The organism is Agromyces sp. NPDC029043 (assembly GCF_055564615.1).
This window is the reverse complement of the sequence record NZ_JBVHVX010000001.1, coordinates 73,062-87,555: the sequence shown is the minus strand read 5'-3', so window position 1 is coordinate 87,555 and position 14,494 is coordinate 73,062. Positions and strand designations below refer to the sequence as shown.

Below are 14,494 nucleotides of genomic sequence, written 5' to 3'. Positions count from 1 at the left end.
GGACGATCATGACCGACTACCCCGTAGACCCGATCCTGGTCGTGCTCGAGGCCACGCCGAGCGGTGAGCTCGCGACGAGCGCGGCCGGCCTCCTCGCCGCCGCCTCCGGAATCGGTACGCCCGTGGCCCTCGCCGTGACCTCGCCCGGCCGGGCGCAGTCGCTCGCCGAGCAGGCCGCGGCGCTCGGAGCCGAGCGCGTGCTCGCCGTCGAGACGAGCGCGACGCAGTCCGAGCTCACCATCCCGCACGTCGACGCGCTGGCCGCCGCTGCGGCGCGCATCGCGCCCGCGGCGGTGCTCATCTCCAACTCGATCGACGGGCGCGACATCGCGGGCCGATTCGCCGCCCGCACCGCCGCTCCGATCGCGGTGGACGCGGTCGGCGTCTCGCGCGACGACGAGGGCATCGTCGCCCATCACTCCGTGTACGGCGGCGCGTACGACGTCGACTCGGCCGCCACCTTCGGGCCGCTCGTCGTCACGGTGCGCCAGGGCGCGGTCGATGCCCGCGCCGAGGCGCGGCCGGTCGCCCTCGAGTCGCTCGAGGTGACGGCCTCCGGCGCGGCGTCGGCCACGATCGAGTCGGTCGAGCCCGTGACCGAGACGTCGAGCCGACCCGAGCTGCGTGGGGCGAAGCGGGTCGTGTCGGGCGGACGCGGTCTCGGCTCGGCCGAGAAGTTCGCGCTCGTCGAGGAGCTCGCCGACGCGCTCGGCGCCGCGATCGGCGCGTCCCGCGCCGCGGTCGACGCCGGCTACATCCCGGCGAGCCATCAGGTCGGGCAGACGGGCGTCGCGGTCTCGCCGCAGCTGTACATCGCCCTCGGCATCTCGGGTGCCATCCAGCATCGCGCCGGCATGCAGACGGCCGAGAACATCGTCGCCGTCAACAAGGATCCCGATGCGCCGATCTTCGAGGTCGCCGACTTCGGCGTCGTCGGCGACGTCTTCACGGTGGTCCCGCAGCTGATCAGCGCACTCGCCGAGCGGAAGCGGTGACCCGTGGCCGCGGTGCGGAGCCTGCGCAGGGGACTGCCTCGACGGCGCGGCGGCGAGCCGTGGCCGCCTCCAGGCGAGGCGACCGGCGACCTCGCCGTCGCCTCGATCGAGGCGCGCGCGGATGCGGCGACCGCCGAAGCGACGGTCGCCGCGGCTCCGGTCGCCCGGACGGCGCCGGCCGCGGTGCCGGCCGCGTCGTCCCCGGTGGCCCCGCCCGCGGCGTCCGCCGCGCCCGCCGCGCCGGCGCCGAGTCGGGGGCTTCGAAGCGGGCTTCCGCGCGTCCGGGGCGGCCGGCCTTGGCCTGAGGCCGGCGTGGCGAGCCCGGCTGCGAAGGTCGAGACGACGGATGCCGCGGCCGCTCCGCCGCGCGACGACGTCATCGAGCCCATCGCCGAGCCGGCAGCCCCTGCCGCCTCCGCGCGCCCGGCCGCGGCCGCCGGAGCGACCACGGCAGCGGTCGCGGCGACCGGCACCCGCCTTCGCCGAGGGCTCCCGAGGGTCGCCGGGGGAGACCCGTGGCCCACGACGGCGGTCGCACCGGCCGCCGAGCCCACCGCGTCTGCGTCTGCGGCGGTGCCGGCGGCGTCGGCACCGCCCGCCGAGACGGCGCCCGAGGCGTCGATCGGGGCGTCCGCACCGTCCGCCGCGGTCGCCGTTCCGTCGCCGGCCGTCTCCATCCCGGCCAGCCCGGCTCCCGCAGCACCCGACGCGGCAGCTCCCGCAGCATCGGTCGCCTCGGCTCCCGAACCACCCGCCCAGCCCGCGGCACCCGTCGCGCCGGCAACCGTCGCGCCGGCACCGGTCGCGCCCACCCGGCAGGCCGTACCGGCGCCCGCACCGTCCGTCGCACCGGAGGCCCCTGCGCAGCCGGGCCCGAGGCGGTACGGCCCGCTGACCGCCAGGCAGTGGGTCGGGGCATCCGTGGTCGGCGTGCTCGCCGTCATCGGCGCCGCGACCATCGTCGTGCAGCTCACGAGGTGGTTCCTCGGATTGGACGTCATGCGGGACTTCATGGCGACGTACCCGGGCGTGACGCCCCTGCCCGAGGGCGCGCCCGTGGGGATCCCCGCCTGGCTCGGCTGGCAGCACTTCTTCAACGCGTTCCTCATCGTGCTGATCATCCGCTCCGGCCTGCAGGTCCGCACCGAGCGGAGACCGCCGGCGTACTGGACGCCGCGCTGGTCGAAGGGCGGCCGGGGCAGGATCAGCCTGAACCTGTGGTTCCACCACTCCCTCGACATCCTGTGGCTCGTGAACGGGCTCGTCTTCATCGTGCTGCTGTTCGCCACCGGCCAATGGATGCGCGTCGTGCCGACCAGCTGGGAGGTCATCCCGAACGCGGTGTCGGCCGGGCTGCAGTACCTCTCGCTCGACTGGCCGCTCGAGGACGGTTGGGTCAACTACAACAGCCTGCAGGTGCTCGCGTACTTCGCGACGATCTTCATCGCCGCACCGCTCGCCGCGCTCACGGGGGTGCGGATGTCGGGCCTGTGGCCGAAGGACGCCACGACGCTGAACCGCGTCTACCCGGTGGAGTGGGCGCGCGCCGTGCACTTCCCGGTGATGCTGTACTTCGTGGGCTTCATCGTGGTGCACGTCGCCCTCGTCTTCACGACCGGTGCCCTGCGCAACCTGAACGCCATGTTCGCGGCGCGCGAGGCCGACGACTGGCTGGGATTCTGGATCTTCGTCGCCTCGATCGTCGTCATCGCGGCAGCGTGGATCGCCGCCCGCCCGTCGGTGCTCGCGCCCATCGCGGGACTGTTCGGCAAGGTCGGTCGATAGGCGCCGGCCGCGGCGCACCGTCCTGGCAAGGAGCGCGATGACGAGCGGATGCCGCGGCACGGCGCCCCGCGCGGGGCGAGTGCCGCGACATCCGCTCGGCTCGGTCAGACCGCGATGTCGCGGCGGCGGAACACCAGCCAGCCGACCAGCAGCAGCACCGCGACGACCGCGTAGGCGAGCCAGATCGTGCCGTTCCAGCCGTTCTGCATCGGCGACTCGCCGTAGGCCCAGCTGTAGGGGGACCAGTCGTGCAGCCACGCGAGATCGTCGCTCTGGTTGCCGAGCGCGTTGAGCGCGTACGCGGCGACGGCCACGCCCGCGCCGGCACTGACCGACCACGAGCGCCGGCCCGTGAGGCCGCCCACCGCGATCGCGGCCGCCGCGGCGAGTGCCACGAGCCCGAGGAACGCCGTCGCGGTGGCGACGAGGTTCGGGAACTCGATGCCGAGCTCGGCCGGCTCGTTCAGCATCGCCACGACCGCCACGCTCACGAGCGCGAGCCAGGCGAGCTTGACGAGGACGGCGGCCGTGCGCTCGGCGAAGACCTGCCCGCGCGTGACGCCGTGCGCCAGCGTGAGCTCGAGCTGCCCGTTCTCCTCGTCGTCGGCGATCGCGTCGGTGCCCCAGCCGACCGCGGCGATCGTCACGAGCACGAAGCCGATCAGGCCGAAGAAGGTCGCCTGCGCGTATCCCGGTCCGGAGCCGATCTGGTCGTAGTTGAGGGACCGGACCAACTCGGGCGGGAGCGAGTCGATGATCTGCTGCATCTGGCCGTTGCCGCCGAACGACGGGTACAGCGGCAGGTACAGGAACAGCGCGGCGAGGATGCCGACGGTCCAGCCGGCGAGGCCGCGCCAGCCGTCGAGGATCGACCGGCGGAAGAGGGGGAGCACGCGGTTCATCGCTTCGCCGCCTTCCGGCCGTCCTCGGCGGAATCGGCGCCGGACGAGAGGTCGGCGCCGTAGTACGCCAGCACCATCTCCTCCAGGTCGGGTTCCTCCATCGTGAGGTCGACGACCTCGAGGCGGGACACGGCCTTCACGAACGCGTCGACGTGGGCGTCCAGCGTCGCGGACAGCGCGATCGTCCCGGGCCCGTTCGCGATCGCGGTCACGCCCGTGACGCCGGGCAGCGCGTCGAGCGTGGCGCGCGCCGACGCGGCATCCGTCTCGGCGACGACGAGCCTGACGTGCCGCATCGCGTTCTCGCGGAGCGCCGAGACGGTCGACTGCTCCACGATCCGGCCCTGCTTGAGGATCGCGATCTCGTGCGCGGTCTGCTGCACCTCGCTCAGCACGTGGGAGCTGAGGAAGACGGTCTGCCCGTTGGCGCGCGCCTCGCGGAGCATCGCGTGGAACTCCTGCTGCACGAGCGGGTCGAGCCCGCTCGTCGGCTCATCCAGCACGAGCAGTTCGGGCTCGTGCATGAACGCCTGGATGAGGCCGATCTTCTGCTTGTTGCCCTTCGACAGGCTGCGGACCGGCCGGCCGAGGTCGACGCCGAGGCGATCGGCGAGCCCGTCGATCGCGGCCGGGCGCACGGGCCCCGAGATCTCGGCGTAGTGCGCTAGGAAGTCACGGCCCTTCACGCGTGTCGCGAGGTGCAGCTCACCCGGCAGGTAGCCGATGCGGCGTCGCAGCGCCGCGCCGCCGCCGCGCGGGGAGTCGCCCAGCACGCGGAGCTCGCCGCCTGACGGGCGGATGATGTCGAGCAGCAGCCGCATCGTCGTGGTCTTGCCGGCGCCGTTCGGGCCGATCATCCCGAACACGCTGCCGCGCGGGATGTCGAGGTCGATGCCGTGGAGCGCGGTGTGCGATCCGTAGCGCTTGACGAGGCCGCGCGTGGTGACGGCGGCGTCCGTCGTGGTGGTCGTGGTGGTGCTCATGCGGGTCCTTCCCGTGGTCGATCGACGAGGTGGCGGATGTCGCGGGCGTCAGGCGCTCGCGGCCTCGTCGATCGGCGGGTCGGGGTCCTGGTTCGGGTTGCCCGGTCCCTTGTCGGAGCGAACGCCCGGAACGGTGCGCGGCACGGCCCCGCGGGCGTCGCCCGCGGTCGCGCCGTCGCCCGAGATCGCGGTGCGCGCCGCCTCGAGCAGTCGCTCGTCGGCGTAGAGGCCGTGCGTGTAGAGCTCGAGCGTCGGCACGGTCATGCGCCGGAGCGTGGCGGGGGAGTCGAGGGGTGCGCCGAGGGTGCGTGCGAGCTGGTCTCGCAGCAGCAACGGAGCGATCCCGTACAGGGTGACGAGCACCGCCCTCAGCTCGGGATCGCTCGAGGGCCGCATGGTGCCGTCGGCGACGCCGGCGTCGAGCATGGCGCGCGTCTCGGCGAGGAGCAGGTCGAACAGGCGGGCGCCGCCGTCGGTGCCGTCGGCGAGCATGCTCGAGACGTAGTCGAGGTAGGGGCGGAATCGGCCGGGGTCGTCGAGCCACTCGCGGATGGTCGACGCCACCGCCGGGGCGTCGAGGCGTTCCTTCTCGCCCATGAGCCGGGCGACGAGCCAGTCATCGCACGCCTCGCGGAGCTGTGCCTTCGAGCCGAAGTGGTGGATGACGAGGGCGGGGCTCACGCCCGCATCGGCGGCGATGTCGCGCACGCTCGTGTGCCCGAAGCCGTTCGCACCGAAGCGCGTGACGGCCGCGTCGCGAATCCGGGCCCGCGTCGTGGCATCCTCAGCCGGCACTGAACGCATGTTCAACATGCTAAACGCTCGTTCAGCGCTGTCGCAATACGTCACGGATTTCGCACCTGAGGACTGTTCACCAACGATTGGGTAACGCTTCACCCGATCCGTCACGGACCGGGTTTCGGGCCCGCATACGCTCGATGGCAATCCTGGGGAGGAGGATCGCGTGGCACGGAAGCACGCACAGTACGGTCCGCGGCGCGCGGTGGGCGAGCCGGGGAGCGCCGACGCGCGCGCGACGACGGTGACGCTCGGGCCCGTCCGGCACGGCGAGGCGGGCGAGCGGCCGGAGGCCGGGACGGCGGCGGTCGAGGCACTGCCGACGCGCACGCCCACGACCGAGGAGATCGAGACCAACGCGTTCTCCGGTCCGATCACCGTGCCACGACGGGAACCCCTCGGCGAGACCGGACTCGCAGTGCACCCGCTGGCGCTCGGCGCCAGCACGTTCGGCTGGACGGTCGGCGCCCATGACGCGGCCGAGATCCTCGACCGCTTCGCCGGCGTCGGCGGCAATCTCCTCGACACCGCCGACAGCTATGCGGCCGGTCGCAGCGAGAGCATCATCGGCCGGTGGATGGCCGACCGCGGCGCGCGCGACCGGGTCCGGGTGATCACGAAGGTCGGGCGGCACCCCGACCGGCGGGGCCTCTCGCCCGAGTCGATCGCGGCAGCCGTCGACGAGTCGCTGACCCGGCTCGGCACCGATCGCATCGACCTGCTCTGCTTCCACGGCGACGACCCCGGGACGCCGCTCGAGGAGAGCCTCGGCGCCGTCGACGCGCTCATCGCCGCGGGCAAGGTGCTGGCGATCGGCGCCTCCGACTTCTCGCCCGAGCGGCTCATCGAGGCCCGCGTCCTCGCCGCGAACGGGCTCCCGCGCTTCCAGGCGCTCACCACCCGCTACAACCTCATGGAGCGGCGCGACTTCGAGGGCGCGCCCGAGCTCGTCGCCCACGCGCAGGGGCTCGCCGTGCTGCCGTACTTCGCGCTCGCGAACGGCTTCCTCGGCGGACGCGTGCGACGTCGCGCCGACATCCGGCGCGACGCGCGGGGCGAACGGCAGGCCCGCCACCTCAGTCGGCGCGGCCTCCGCGTGCTCCGGGCGCTCGACGAGGTCGCCGCCGCGCACGACACGGTGCCCGCCGCCGTCGCGATCGCGTGGCTCCTCGCCCGCCCGACGGTCGCCGCGCCGGTCGCGAGCGCGAGCCGCCCCGAGCAGGTCGACGCGCTCGTCGCGGCGGCCAACCTCGTCCTGCACCGCTCGGAGATCGTCGAGCTCGACCGCGCCTCGGCCTGAGCGGGCCCGGCCGCCGCGCGGCGCCACGCGCCGCCGCGCCGAGCCCCGGCGTCGGACCGGTGGCATAGGCTGGAGCGCGTGAACGGCGCCGTCGAACTGTCCCTGGGCGAACCCGAGCTGGAGTTCCGCGCCGCCGGAGACACCCTCGTCCGTCGCTCCGTGCTCCCGTCGGGCATCCGGGTGCTCACCGAGCGCGTTCCCGGCAGCCGCAGCGCCACGATCGGCTTCTGGGTCGCCGTCGGCTCGCGCGACGAGCACGCCGCCGACAGCGGTCATCCGGCCACCCACGGCTCGACCCACTTCCTCGAGCACCTGCTCTTCAAGGGCACCGAGACCCGCAGCGCGCTCGACATCGCCGTCTCGTTCGACGCGGTCGGCGGCGAGCACAACGCCGTCACGGCCAAGGAGTACACCTGCTACTACGCCAAGGTGCAGGATCGCGACCTGCCCATGGCGGTCGAGGTGCTCACCGACATGTTCACCTCCTCCGTGCTCGACCCGGAAGAGTTCGAGAGCGAGCGCCGCGTCATCCTCGAAGAGCTCGCGATGGCGGGCGATGATCCCGCCGACGTCGCCAACGAGCGCTTCTTCGAGGCCGTGCTCGGGCGCCATCCGCTCGCCCGCCCCATCGGGGGCGACCCCGCCGCCATCGACGCCGCGACGCGCGACGCCGTGTGGGAGCACTACCGCGCGAACTACCGTCCGCGCGACCTCGTCGTGACGGCCGCGGGCGCCGTCGACCACGACGCGCTGGTCGCCGGGCTCGCGAGCGCGCTCGACGGCGCGGGCTGGCGCCTCGACGAGGCGGGCGCGCCCGAACCGCGGCGCCCGACCGGGGCGGCACTGCTCGACGGCACCGCACCGCTCGCCGTGGTCGAGCGTCCCGGCGAGCAGGTGAACCTCGTTCTCGGCGTCCCCGGGCTCGTCGCGACCGACGAACGACGCGCGGTGCTCAGCGTGCTGAACACCGTCTTCGGCGCCGGCATGTCGTCACGGCTCTTCCAGCAGATCCGCGAGCGCCGCGGGCTGGCCTACTCGGTGTACTCGTTCGCGCCCGGCTATTCCGACGCCGGGGTGTTCGGCATGTACGCCGGGTGCGCACCCAGGAACGCGGCGACCGTCGCTGCCCTCATGCGCACCGAGCTCGAACGGCTCGCGCACCACGGCGTGACCGCCGAGGAGCTCGAGCGCGCCGCCGGCTACCTCGGCGGCGCATCAGCGCTCGCGCTCGAAGACAGTGACACCCGGATGTCGCGACTGGGCCGCGCCGAACTCGCGCTCGGCGAGTTCGCCGACCTCGACGAGGCGCTGCGCCGCGTCGCGCGCGTCACCGGCGACGACGTCCAGGCGCTCGCGGCCGACCTCGCCGACCGGCCCTTCTCGCTCGTCGCGGTCGGTCCCGTCCAGGAGCACGCGTTCCGCTCGGTCGTCGACCAACCCGAACCCCGCACCGACGTCGCCTGAGCGACGCACGACCAGACCAGGACCCGACGTGCCCCACCACCTCTACCTCGTCCGCCACGGCGAGCAGCTCGACGCCGAACACGGCCTGCCCGACGGGCCGTTGTCCCCGCGCGGCCGGCGCCAGGCTGAGCTGCTCGGCGAGCGGCTGGGCGGCATCCCGTTCGACGCTGCCTACCACTCGCCCCTGCAGCGGGCGGCCGAGACGGCCGACATCATCGCCACGAAGATGCCCGCGCTGCATCCCGAGCCCTCGGCGCTGCTCTTCGACTGCGTGCCGTCCGGGCCCGCACCCGAGACGCCCTCGGCCTTCGCGCCGTTCTTCGGCTCATTCACCGAGCTCGACTTCGAGGCGGGGCGGGCGCAGATGGCCGATGCGAACGCCGAGTTCCTCCGCTCGCACCGCGAGGACCGTCACGACCTGCTCATCACGCACAACTTCGTCATCGGCTGGTTCGTCCGCGAGGTGCTCGGTGCGCCCGAGTGGCGGTGGGCGACCATCAGCCAGGCCAACTGCGGCCTGACGGTGCTCACCCAGCGAGCGCCCGGCCGCCCGTGGACGCTCCTCGTCCACAACGACCTCGCGCACCTGCCGCCCGAACTGCGCACGGGCCTGCCCGAGCCGTTCGCGATCTGACCGCGAGGCGCGCGTCTCAGAGCTGCTTGCCGTACCAGTTCGTGGCGTTCGGATTGGCGTTGTACGGCTCGATGTCGACGTAGCCGCTCGAACGGTACAGGCCGCCCGCGGCCTCGAGGCTGGCGTTCGTGTCGAGCACGACCTCCTCGGCACCGAACTCGGCGGCGCGGCGCTCGAGCTCCCGGAGCAGGCGGCGGCCCTCGCCGAGGCCGCGGCCGTCGGGGGCGAGCCACAGGTGCTTCACCTCGAAGCGCACGCGCCCGTCGGCCGACGGCGGGATGCGACGGACCCCGCCGCAGCCGACCGCGCGCCCCTCGTCGTCGACGACCAGCAGGAACACGCCCGCGGGCGGCGTGAACTGGACGTCGTCGGGCCACGTCGGCCGGTACTCGCCCTGCTCGCGCGGGAACCCCGCCGCACGCTCGGCGAAGTACTCCCCGAGGAGACGATGGGCATCGGGATCAGTGACGGCGGCGTCGCGGAAGCGCAGCATGGATCCAGCCTAGGTGCGGCCGTCCGAGCCATCCGCCCCCGGTTGCTAGGGTGATCGTCGTGACGATCAGGGTGGCGGTGGCCGGCGCGACGGGCAAGATGGGGCGCCTCGCCGCCCGGTTGATCGACGAGGCCGACGACCTCGAACTGCACGCCGGCCTCGACTCGCGCTCGAGCCTCGACGAACTCGAGGGAGCCGACGTCGTGCTCGACGTCACCCATCCCGCGGCGAGCCCCGCGATCGTCGAGGCCGCGATCGAGGCGGGCATTCCGGTCGTCGTGGGCACCTCGGGCTGGTCGCGTGAGCGCATCGCCGAGGTCGAGCGGCGACTTCGCGACCTCGAGGATGCACCCGGCGTGATCTTCGTACCCAACTTCTCGGTCGGCAGCGTGCTCGGCTCCGCGTTCGCCGCGTTCGCCGCGCGCCACTTCGACTCGATCGAGATCGTCGAGGCGCACCACGCGGGCAAGGTCGACTCGCCCTCGGGGACCGCGGTGCGCACCGCCGAGCTGATCGCCGCAGCCCGCGGCGACGAGGGACCGGTGTCGGCCCCGCACGCCGACCAGCGCGCCCGCGGCCAGCTCGTCTCCGGCGTGCCGGTGCACAGCATGCGGATGGCGGGCCTGCTCGCCGACCAGCGCGTCGTGCTGGGCGGCGAGGGCGAGACCCTCTCGATCGCGCACACCACGATCGCGCCGTCGGCCTACGAGAAGGGCATCCTCCTCGCGCTGCGTCGCGCGACGACGTCCGAGGGCGTCACGGTCGGCCTCGACGCCCTGCTCGGGCTCGAGCTGCCCGGCGCGCGATGAGCGGCGCGAAGGCCGGTGCCGTCGTCATGGCGGTGCTGCTCGCGCTGTACGTCGCCCTCGTCGGATGGCGCGCGGTGCAGTTCGTCCAGACGGGCGAGCCCGTCGCGATCGCCATGGGCCTCGCGCTGATCGTGCTGCCCGTGCTCGCGGCCTGGGCCATCTGGCGCGAGCTGCAGTTCGGCGTCCGCTCGCAGCGGCTCGTCGAACGCCTCGAATCGGAGGGCGGGACCGACCTGGGCCTGCCGCTCCGGCCGAGCGGTCGCCCCGAGCGGGCGGCAGCCGATGCCGCATTCCCCGCGTACCGCGACGCGGTCGAGGCCGATCCCGACTCCTGGCGCGCCTGGCTGCGTCTCGGCCTCGCCTACGACGCGGCGGGCGACCGTCGGCGCGCGCGTCGTGCCGTCCGGAGGGCTATCGAGTTGGAGCGTGCTCGGGGCTGAGCATCGCGTCGATCGCCGACTCGAACGTGGGGTACCGGAAGCGGAAGCCGTCGTCGATGAGTCGCTGCGGGCGGACCTTCTGGCTCGACAGCAGCAGGTCCTCGGCGGCCGAGCCGAGCCCCAGCTTGAGCAGCGGCTCGGGCACGGGGATCACGTACGGGCGGTGCAGGCGCTCGGCGACCGCGGACATGATCCGATCGGCCGTCGCCGGCGTCGGACCCACCAGGTTCACCGGGCCGGCGACCGATCCGTGCAGCAGGTGGAGGATCGCGCCGACCTCGTCGTCGAGCGCGATCCACGGCCAGTGCTGGCCGCCCGTGCCGAGCCGGCCCGATGCCCCGGCCTTGGTCAGTCGCATGATGGGCTTGAACGCACCGCCGCGCCCGACGATGATGCCGGTGCGCAGCAGGACCGTACGCGTCTCGTGCGGGGCGAGTTGCGCCGCCGCCTCCCATCGACCGACGACGTCGGCGAGGAACCCCGCGCCCGGGCTCGAATGCTCGGTGAGCAGTTCGCCCGGCCGGTCGCCGTAGATGCCGACCGCTGAGCCGCTGAGGAACACCGACGGGGGCGACGCGGCCTTGCGCATGGCGTCGGCGAGCGTCCGCGTCGCCGTCACGCGCGACTCGAGGATCTCGTCGCGGTACCGGCGCGTCCACGGCAGGCGGGTCATCGACGCACCGGACAGGTTCAGCACCGCGTCGACGCGGTCCATGACCGTGAAGTCGATGATCCCCGACCCCGGCGACCAGCTGACCTCGTCGGCCGCCGACGCCCTGCGGCGCACGAGCCGCAGCACCTCATGGCCCTCCTCGGCGAGGCGGGACGTGACGGCGGTGCCGATGAAGCCGGAGGCGCCGGCGACGAGGACGCGCACCGCTACGCGAGCTCGGCTTCGATCGTGATGGGCGTGCCGCCCAGCGCCTTCGAGATCGGGCAGTTGGCCTTCGCGTCGTCGGCGATCCGCTCGAATTCGGCCTCGGTGATGCCGGGCACCCGGGCGCTCACGAGCAGGTGGCTGCCGGTGACGCCCTCGCCGGGCTGGAACGTGACCGCCGCGGTCGTCTGGATGCTCTCGGGCGTGTATCCCGCCTCCGTGAGCGCCAGCGAGAAGGCCATGGAGAAGCAGGCGGAGTGCGCCGCCCCCAGCAGTTCCTCGGGGTTGGTCGTGCCGGCCTCGCCCTCGGACCGGGCCTTCCAGTTCACATCGAACTCGGCGACCTTCGACGAGTCGAGGCGCGTGCGGCCAGACCCCTCGAAGAGCGTGCCGTTCCAGACCGTGGTGGATTCGCTCGTCAGTGCCATTCGGGTACTCCTCCTCGAGACAGGGGCTCCAGCCTACCGAGCGGATGCCGCGGGCGGCAGTTGCGGCGCGGCGTCGAGCCGCATCCGAGTGACGTCTCCCGGTCAGGCGGCGCGGATGACGCGGGCGCGCACGAGCAACAGGTAGATCTGGCAGCCCAGGCAGTAGCCGAACGCGGCGTTGAGGAAGGCCGCGAGGAACGCGATCGACGCCGCGATCGGAACGGCGAGCTCCAGTCCGAGGAGCCCGAGCACGACGCCCGTCCCGGTCACGATGAACCCCACGAGCTGCGCGAACGTGGGCGGGCGCGGGTCCTCGAGCTCGGACGGCGGCGCGAGCCTCGGACGCACGAGCGCGCGGAACACGAGCCCGAACGGGTTGCGCGCCACGCCCGCGACCGCGCTCCACGCGAAGACGGCCGCGATCGCGGCGAGGAGGAGGAGCGCCGCGAGGTCGAGGCCGCCGAAGCCGAGGACGGCCGTGAGGAGGAGGAGCGCGGCGGTCACGCCGGCGGTGAAGCGGGGTCCGCGCGGGTCGATGCCCTGGCGAGCCGCCGGGGACGGGGCCGAGGCGTCGGCGGGCTCAGGCGTGGTGCGCGACACGGTGCCTCCCGGTGAGGTCGTCGATGAGCGAGCGGAGGTCGTCGGTGCGCGGCACGCCCGCGACGCGACCCGCGGTCGAGCCGTGCGCGTCGAGCACGAGCACGGTCGGCGTCTGCGTCACGCGGAAGCGGTCGGCCAGCCCGGGGTCGTTCGTCAGGTCGATCTCGACGTGGCGGACGCCCTCGTATCCCTCGGCGAGCGCGCCGAGCGCGCGGGCCGTCGCAGGGCAGCGGCTGCAGTACTCGGTCGAGAACTGCACGAGCGTCGCGTCGGCGCCGAGCCGGTCGTCGAGCCCGAGGTCGTGCGCATCGCGACCGTCGAGGGCCGCGGCTGGGGCCGCGACCGCGCGGACGCGACCGTCCCGCGCCTTCCACGCCAGGCCGGCCGCGAGCGCCACGAGCGGCAGCCCCAATCCGGCGACGAGCGCGGGCACGAGATCCATGTCCCGGATGCTACGCGCGGCCGGCGCCGGCCCGCCCCGTTGTGACGCAGGGTGACGCGCGGCGGCGCGGCGCGCCATCCGCCCGACCGCCGCGCCTGCCGAGGGCCCGGCCGACCGGGCGTAGCCTTGAGCCCGTGGCCAGCGCGATCCCGACCCCGTACGAAGACCTCCTCCGCGACGTGCTCGCGAACGGCACGCCCAAGTCCGACCGCACCGGCACCGGAACGCGGAGCGTGTTCGGTCGCCAGCTGCGGTTCGACCTCTCGGAGGGCTTCCCGCTCATCACGACCAAGCGCGTGCACTTCAAGTCGATCGCGATCGAGCTGCTGTGGTTCCTGCGCGGCGACTCGAACGTGCGCTGGCTGCAGGAGCAGGGCGTCACGATCTGGGACGAGTGGGCGGATGCCTCGGGCGACCTCGGGCCCGTCTACGGGGTGCAGTGGCGGTCGTGGCCCACGCCGTCGGGCGAGCAGATCGACCAGGTCGCCCAGGTGATCGAGCAGATCCGCACGAACCCCGACTCGCGGCGGCTGATCGTCTCGGCGTGGAACCCGGCCGACATCCCCGACATGGCGCTCGCGCCGTGCCACGCGCTCTTCCAGTTCCACGTGGCCGACGGGCGCCTGTCGTGCCAGCTGTACCAGCGCAGCGCCGACCTCTTCCTCGGCGTGCCGTTCAACATCGCCTCGTACGCGCTGCTCACCCACCTGGTCGCCCAGCAGACCGGACTCGAGGTCGGTGACTTCGTCTGGACGGGCGGCGACTGCCACATCTACGACAACCACGTCGAGCAGGTGACCGAGCAGCTCTCGCGCGAGCCGTTCCCGTACCCGACGCTGCGACTCGCGCGCCGGCCCGACTCGATCGACGACTACCGGTACGAGGACTTCGAGGTCGTCGGGTACGAGCACCACCCCGCGATCCGCGCGGCCGTCGCGGTATGAGCGCGGATCGGGCGGATGGCGCGGCGCCGCGCATCGGCCTCGTCTGGGCCGAGGCGCACGGAGGCGTGATCGGTGCCGGCGGCGGCATGCCCTGGCACGTACCCGAAGACCTGGCGCACTTCAAGCGCACGACCGAGGGCGAGCCTGTCGTGATGGGTCGCCGCACCTGGGAGTCCCTGCCCGAGCGGTTCCGCCCCCTGCCGGGTCGCGCCAACATCGTCGTGACCCGACAGGCCGGCTGGAGGTCCGACGGCGCGGTGCGCGCCGCATCCGTCGACGAGGCGCTCGCGCTCGCGGCATCCGACGCCGAGGAGTGGATCTGGGTGATCGGCGGCGCCGAGCTGTTCGCCCGTACGATCGACCTGGCCCACCGCCTCATCGTCACCGAGCTCGACCTCGACGTCGACGGCGACACCTTCGCGCCCATCCGCACGCCCGACTGGCACGTGGCCGCGGTCGACCCGCCCACCGGATGGCACGACTCGCGCACCGGCATCCGCTACCGCTTCCTCACCTACGCCCGCTGACCCCCTCTGCTGCGGCTTCGCTCGCCCGCGCTCAAGCCGGGCTGGACGGGCGACTCCTCCTCCACAGGGGTGG

Annotated in this window: 17 protein-coding genes; 9 read left to right on the top strand and 8 right to left on the bottom strand. The window is 73.5% G+C overall.

All coding sequences use genetic code 11. The features are described from left to right. Positions 1 to 8: 8 nt before the first annotated feature. Both ACZ4TW_RS00400 and ACZ4TW_RS00395 read left to right on the top strand, forming a co-directional pair. On the top strand, positions 9 to 995 hold the full coding sequence (locus ACZ4TW_RS00400) for an electron transfer flavoprotein subunit alpha/FixB family protein (RefSeq protein ID WP_465539070.1): 987 nt from the start codon (positions 9 to 11) through the stop codon (positions 993 to 995). A gap of 3 nt (positions 996 to 998) precedes the next feature. Beyond that, positions 999 to 2,780, top strand: coding sequence for a cytochrome b/b6 domain-containing protein (locus ACZ4TW_RS00395; RefSeq protein ID WP_465539068.1), 1,782 nt, complete (start codon positions 999 to 1,001; stop codon positions 2,778 to 2,780). A 104-nt stretch (positions 2,781 to 2,884) separates the two neighbouring features. On the opposite strand, the gene ACZ4TW_RS00390 is transcribed toward ACZ4TW_RS00395, so the two are convergent. Genes ACZ4TW_RS00390 through ACZ4TW_RS00380 form a run of 3 tightly spaced genes read right to left on the bottom strand, consistent with a single transcriptional unit; the run spans position 2,885 to position 5,469 of the window. Beyond that, the gene (locus tag ACZ4TW_RS00390; RefSeq protein WP_465539066.1) at positions 2,885 to 3,682 is read right to left on the bottom strand and encodes an ABC transporter permease subunit; all 798 of its coding nucleotides are present in this window, start codon (positions 3,680 to 3,682) and stop codon (positions 2,885 to 2,887) included. Continuing rightward, positions 3,679 to 4,665, bottom strand: coding sequence for an ABC transporter ATP-binding protein (locus ACZ4TW_RS00385; RefSeq protein WP_465539064.1), 987 nt, complete (start codon positions 4,663 to 4,665; stop codon positions 3,679 to 3,681). The genes ACZ4TW_RS00390 and ACZ4TW_RS00385 overlap by 4 nt, the downstream gene beginning before the upstream one ends. Positions 4,666 to 4,713: 48 nt before the next feature. Continuing rightward, a complete protein-coding gene (locus ACZ4TW_RS00380) occupies positions 4,714 to 5,469 on the bottom strand; it encodes a TetR/AcrR family transcriptional regulator (protein ID WP_465539062.1) in 756 nt (251 codons plus the stop codon). A 160-nt stretch (positions 5,470 to 5,629) separates the two neighbouring features. On the opposite strand from ACZ4TW_RS00380, the gene ACZ4TW_RS00375 reads away from it, so the two are divergent. The 3 genes from ACZ4TW_RS00375 (at position 5,630) to ACZ4TW_RS00365 (ending at position 8,861) form a co-directional block, all read left to right on the top strand. After that, entirely contained in the window at positions 5,630 to 6,763 is a 1,134-nt protein-coding gene (locus ACZ4TW_RS00375; protein WP_465539060.1) for an aldo/keto reductase, read from the top strand. A gap of 78 nt (positions 6,764 to 6,841) precedes the next feature. Then, positions 6,842 to 8,227, top strand: coding sequence for a M16 family metallopeptidase (locus tag ACZ4TW_RS00370; protein ID WP_465539058.1), 1,386 nt, complete (start codon positions 6,842 to 6,844; stop codon positions 8,225 to 8,227). Positions 8,228 to 8,255: 28 nt separating this feature from the next. Continuing rightward, positions 8,256 to 8,861, top strand: coding sequence for a histidine phosphatase family protein (locus ACZ4TW_RS00365; protein WP_465539057.1), 606 nt, complete (start codon positions 8,256 to 8,258; stop codon positions 8,859 to 8,861). Positions 8,862 to 8,877: 16 nt separating this feature from the next. Here ACZ4TW_RS00365 and ACZ4TW_RS00360 read toward each other — a convergent pair whose 3' ends face one another. Further along, positions 8,878 to 9,354 (bottom strand): GNAT family N-acetyltransferase, encoded by a 477-nt coding sequence (locus tag ACZ4TW_RS00360; protein WP_465539055.1) that lies wholly within the window; start codon positions 9,352 to 9,354, stop codon positions 8,878 to 8,880. Positions 9,355 to 9,413: 59 nt separating this feature from the next. Here ACZ4TW_RS00360 and dapB point away from each other — a divergent pair, with 59 nt between their 5' ends. Further along, positions 9,414 to 10,163: a 4-hydroxy-tetrahydrodipicolinate reductase gene (gene dapB / locus ACZ4TW_RS00355; protein ID WP_465539053.1), complete on the top strand. Its 750-nt coding sequence runs from the start codon at positions 9,414 to 9,416 to the stop codon at positions 10,161 to 10,163. Next, positions 10,160 to 10,603, top strand: a complete 444-nt coding sequence (locus ACZ4TW_RS00350) for a hypothetical protein (RefSeq protein ID WP_465539051.1) — start codon at positions 10,160 to 10,162, stop codon at positions 10,601 to 10,603. Before dapB ends, ACZ4TW_RS00350 begins: the two co-directional genes overlap by 4 nt. Here the strand turns inward: ACZ4TW_RS00350 and ACZ4TW_RS00345 are convergent. The 4 genes from ACZ4TW_RS00345 to ACZ4TW_RS00330 all read right to left on the bottom strand — a co-directional run bounded on the left by ACZ4TW_RS00345 (position 10,575) and on the right by ACZ4TW_RS00330 (position 12,950). Then, positions 10,575 to 11,480 (bottom strand): TIGR01777 family oxidoreductase, encoded by a 906-nt coding sequence (locus ACZ4TW_RS00345; RefSeq protein WP_465539048.1) that lies wholly within the window; start codon positions 11,478 to 11,480, stop codon positions 10,575 to 10,577. The two genes, ACZ4TW_RS00350 and ACZ4TW_RS00345, sit on opposite strands and share 29 nt — an antisense overlap. A gap of 2 nt (positions 11,481 to 11,482) precedes the next feature. Then, positions 11,483 to 11,908, bottom strand: coding sequence for an OsmC family peroxiredoxin (locus ACZ4TW_RS00340; RefSeq protein ID WP_465539046.1), 426 nt, complete (start codon positions 11,906 to 11,908; stop codon positions 11,483 to 11,485). A 102-nt stretch (positions 11,909 to 12,010) separates the two neighbouring features. After that, positions 12,011 to 12,508: a DUF4395 domain-containing protein gene (locus ACZ4TW_RS00335; RefSeq protein WP_465539044.1), complete on the bottom strand. Its 498-nt coding sequence runs from the start codon at positions 12,506 to 12,508 to the stop codon at positions 12,011 to 12,013. Further along, entirely contained in the window at positions 12,489 to 12,950 is a 462-nt protein-coding gene (locus ACZ4TW_RS00330) for a thioredoxin family protein (RefSeq protein WP_465539042.1), read from the bottom strand. Before ACZ4TW_RS00330 ends, ACZ4TW_RS00335 begins: the two co-directional genes overlap by 20 nt. Before the next feature lie 134 nt (positions 12,951 to 13,084). Here ACZ4TW_RS00330 and ACZ4TW_RS00325 point away from each other — a divergent pair, with 134 nt between their 5' ends. After that, positions 13,085 to 13,894 carry a thymidylate synthase gene (locus tag ACZ4TW_RS00325; RefSeq protein WP_465539040.1) on the top strand — a complete coding sequence of 270 codons (810 nt, stop codon included), beginning with the start codon at positions 13,085 to 13,087 and terminating at the stop codon, positions 13,892 to 13,894. Further along, a complete protein-coding gene (locus ACZ4TW_RS00320; RefSeq protein WP_465539038.1) occupies positions 13,891 to 14,421 on the top strand; it encodes a dihydrofolate reductase in 531 nt (176 codons plus the stop codon). Before ACZ4TW_RS00325 ends, ACZ4TW_RS00320 begins: the two co-directional genes overlap by 4 nt. The last annotated feature ends 73 nt before the right edge of the window (positions 14,422 to 14,494 follow it).

What these genes read in the sequence shown, in the direction of transcription:
- ACZ4TW_RS00400 (WP_465539070.1), top strand. Translation starts at nt 9, where the DNA reads ATGACCGACTACCCCGTAGACCCGATCCTGGTCGTGCTCGAGGCCACG.
- ACZ4TW_RS00390 (WP_465539066.1), bottom strand. Translation starts at nt 3,682, where the DNA reads ATGAACCGCGTGCTCCCCCTCTTCCGCCGGTCGATCCTCGACGGCTGG.
- ACZ4TW_RS00385 (WP_465539064.1), bottom strand. Translation starts at nt 4,665, where the DNA reads ATGAGCACCACCACGACCACCACGACGGACGCCGCCGTCACCACGCGC.
- ACZ4TW_RS00380 (WP_465539062.1), bottom strand. Translation starts at nt 5,469, where the DNA reads ATGCGTTCAGTGCCGGCTGAGGATGCCACGACGCGGGCCCGGATTCGC.
- ACZ4TW_RS00360 (WP_465539055.1), bottom strand. Translation starts at nt 9,354, where the DNA reads ATGCTGCGCTTCCGCGACGCCGCCGTCACTGATCCCGATGCCCATCGT.
- ACZ4TW_RS00350 (WP_465539051.1), top strand. Translation starts at nt 10,160, where the DNA reads ATGAGCGGCGCGAAGGCCGGTGCCGTCGTCATGGCGGTGCTGCTCGCG.
- ACZ4TW_RS00340 (WP_465539046.1), bottom strand. Translation starts at nt 11,908, where the DNA reads ATGGCACTGACGAGCGAATCCACCACGGTCTGGAACGGCACGCTCTTC.
- ACZ4TW_RS00330 (WP_465539042.1), bottom strand. Translation starts at nt 12,950, where the DNA reads ATGGATCTCGTGCCCGCGCTCGTCGCCGGATTGGGGCTGCCGCTCGTG.
- ACZ4TW_RS00320 (WP_465539038.1), top strand. Translation starts at nt 13,891, where the DNA reads ATGAGCGCGGATCGGGCGGATGGCGCGGCGCCGCGCATCGGCCTCGTC.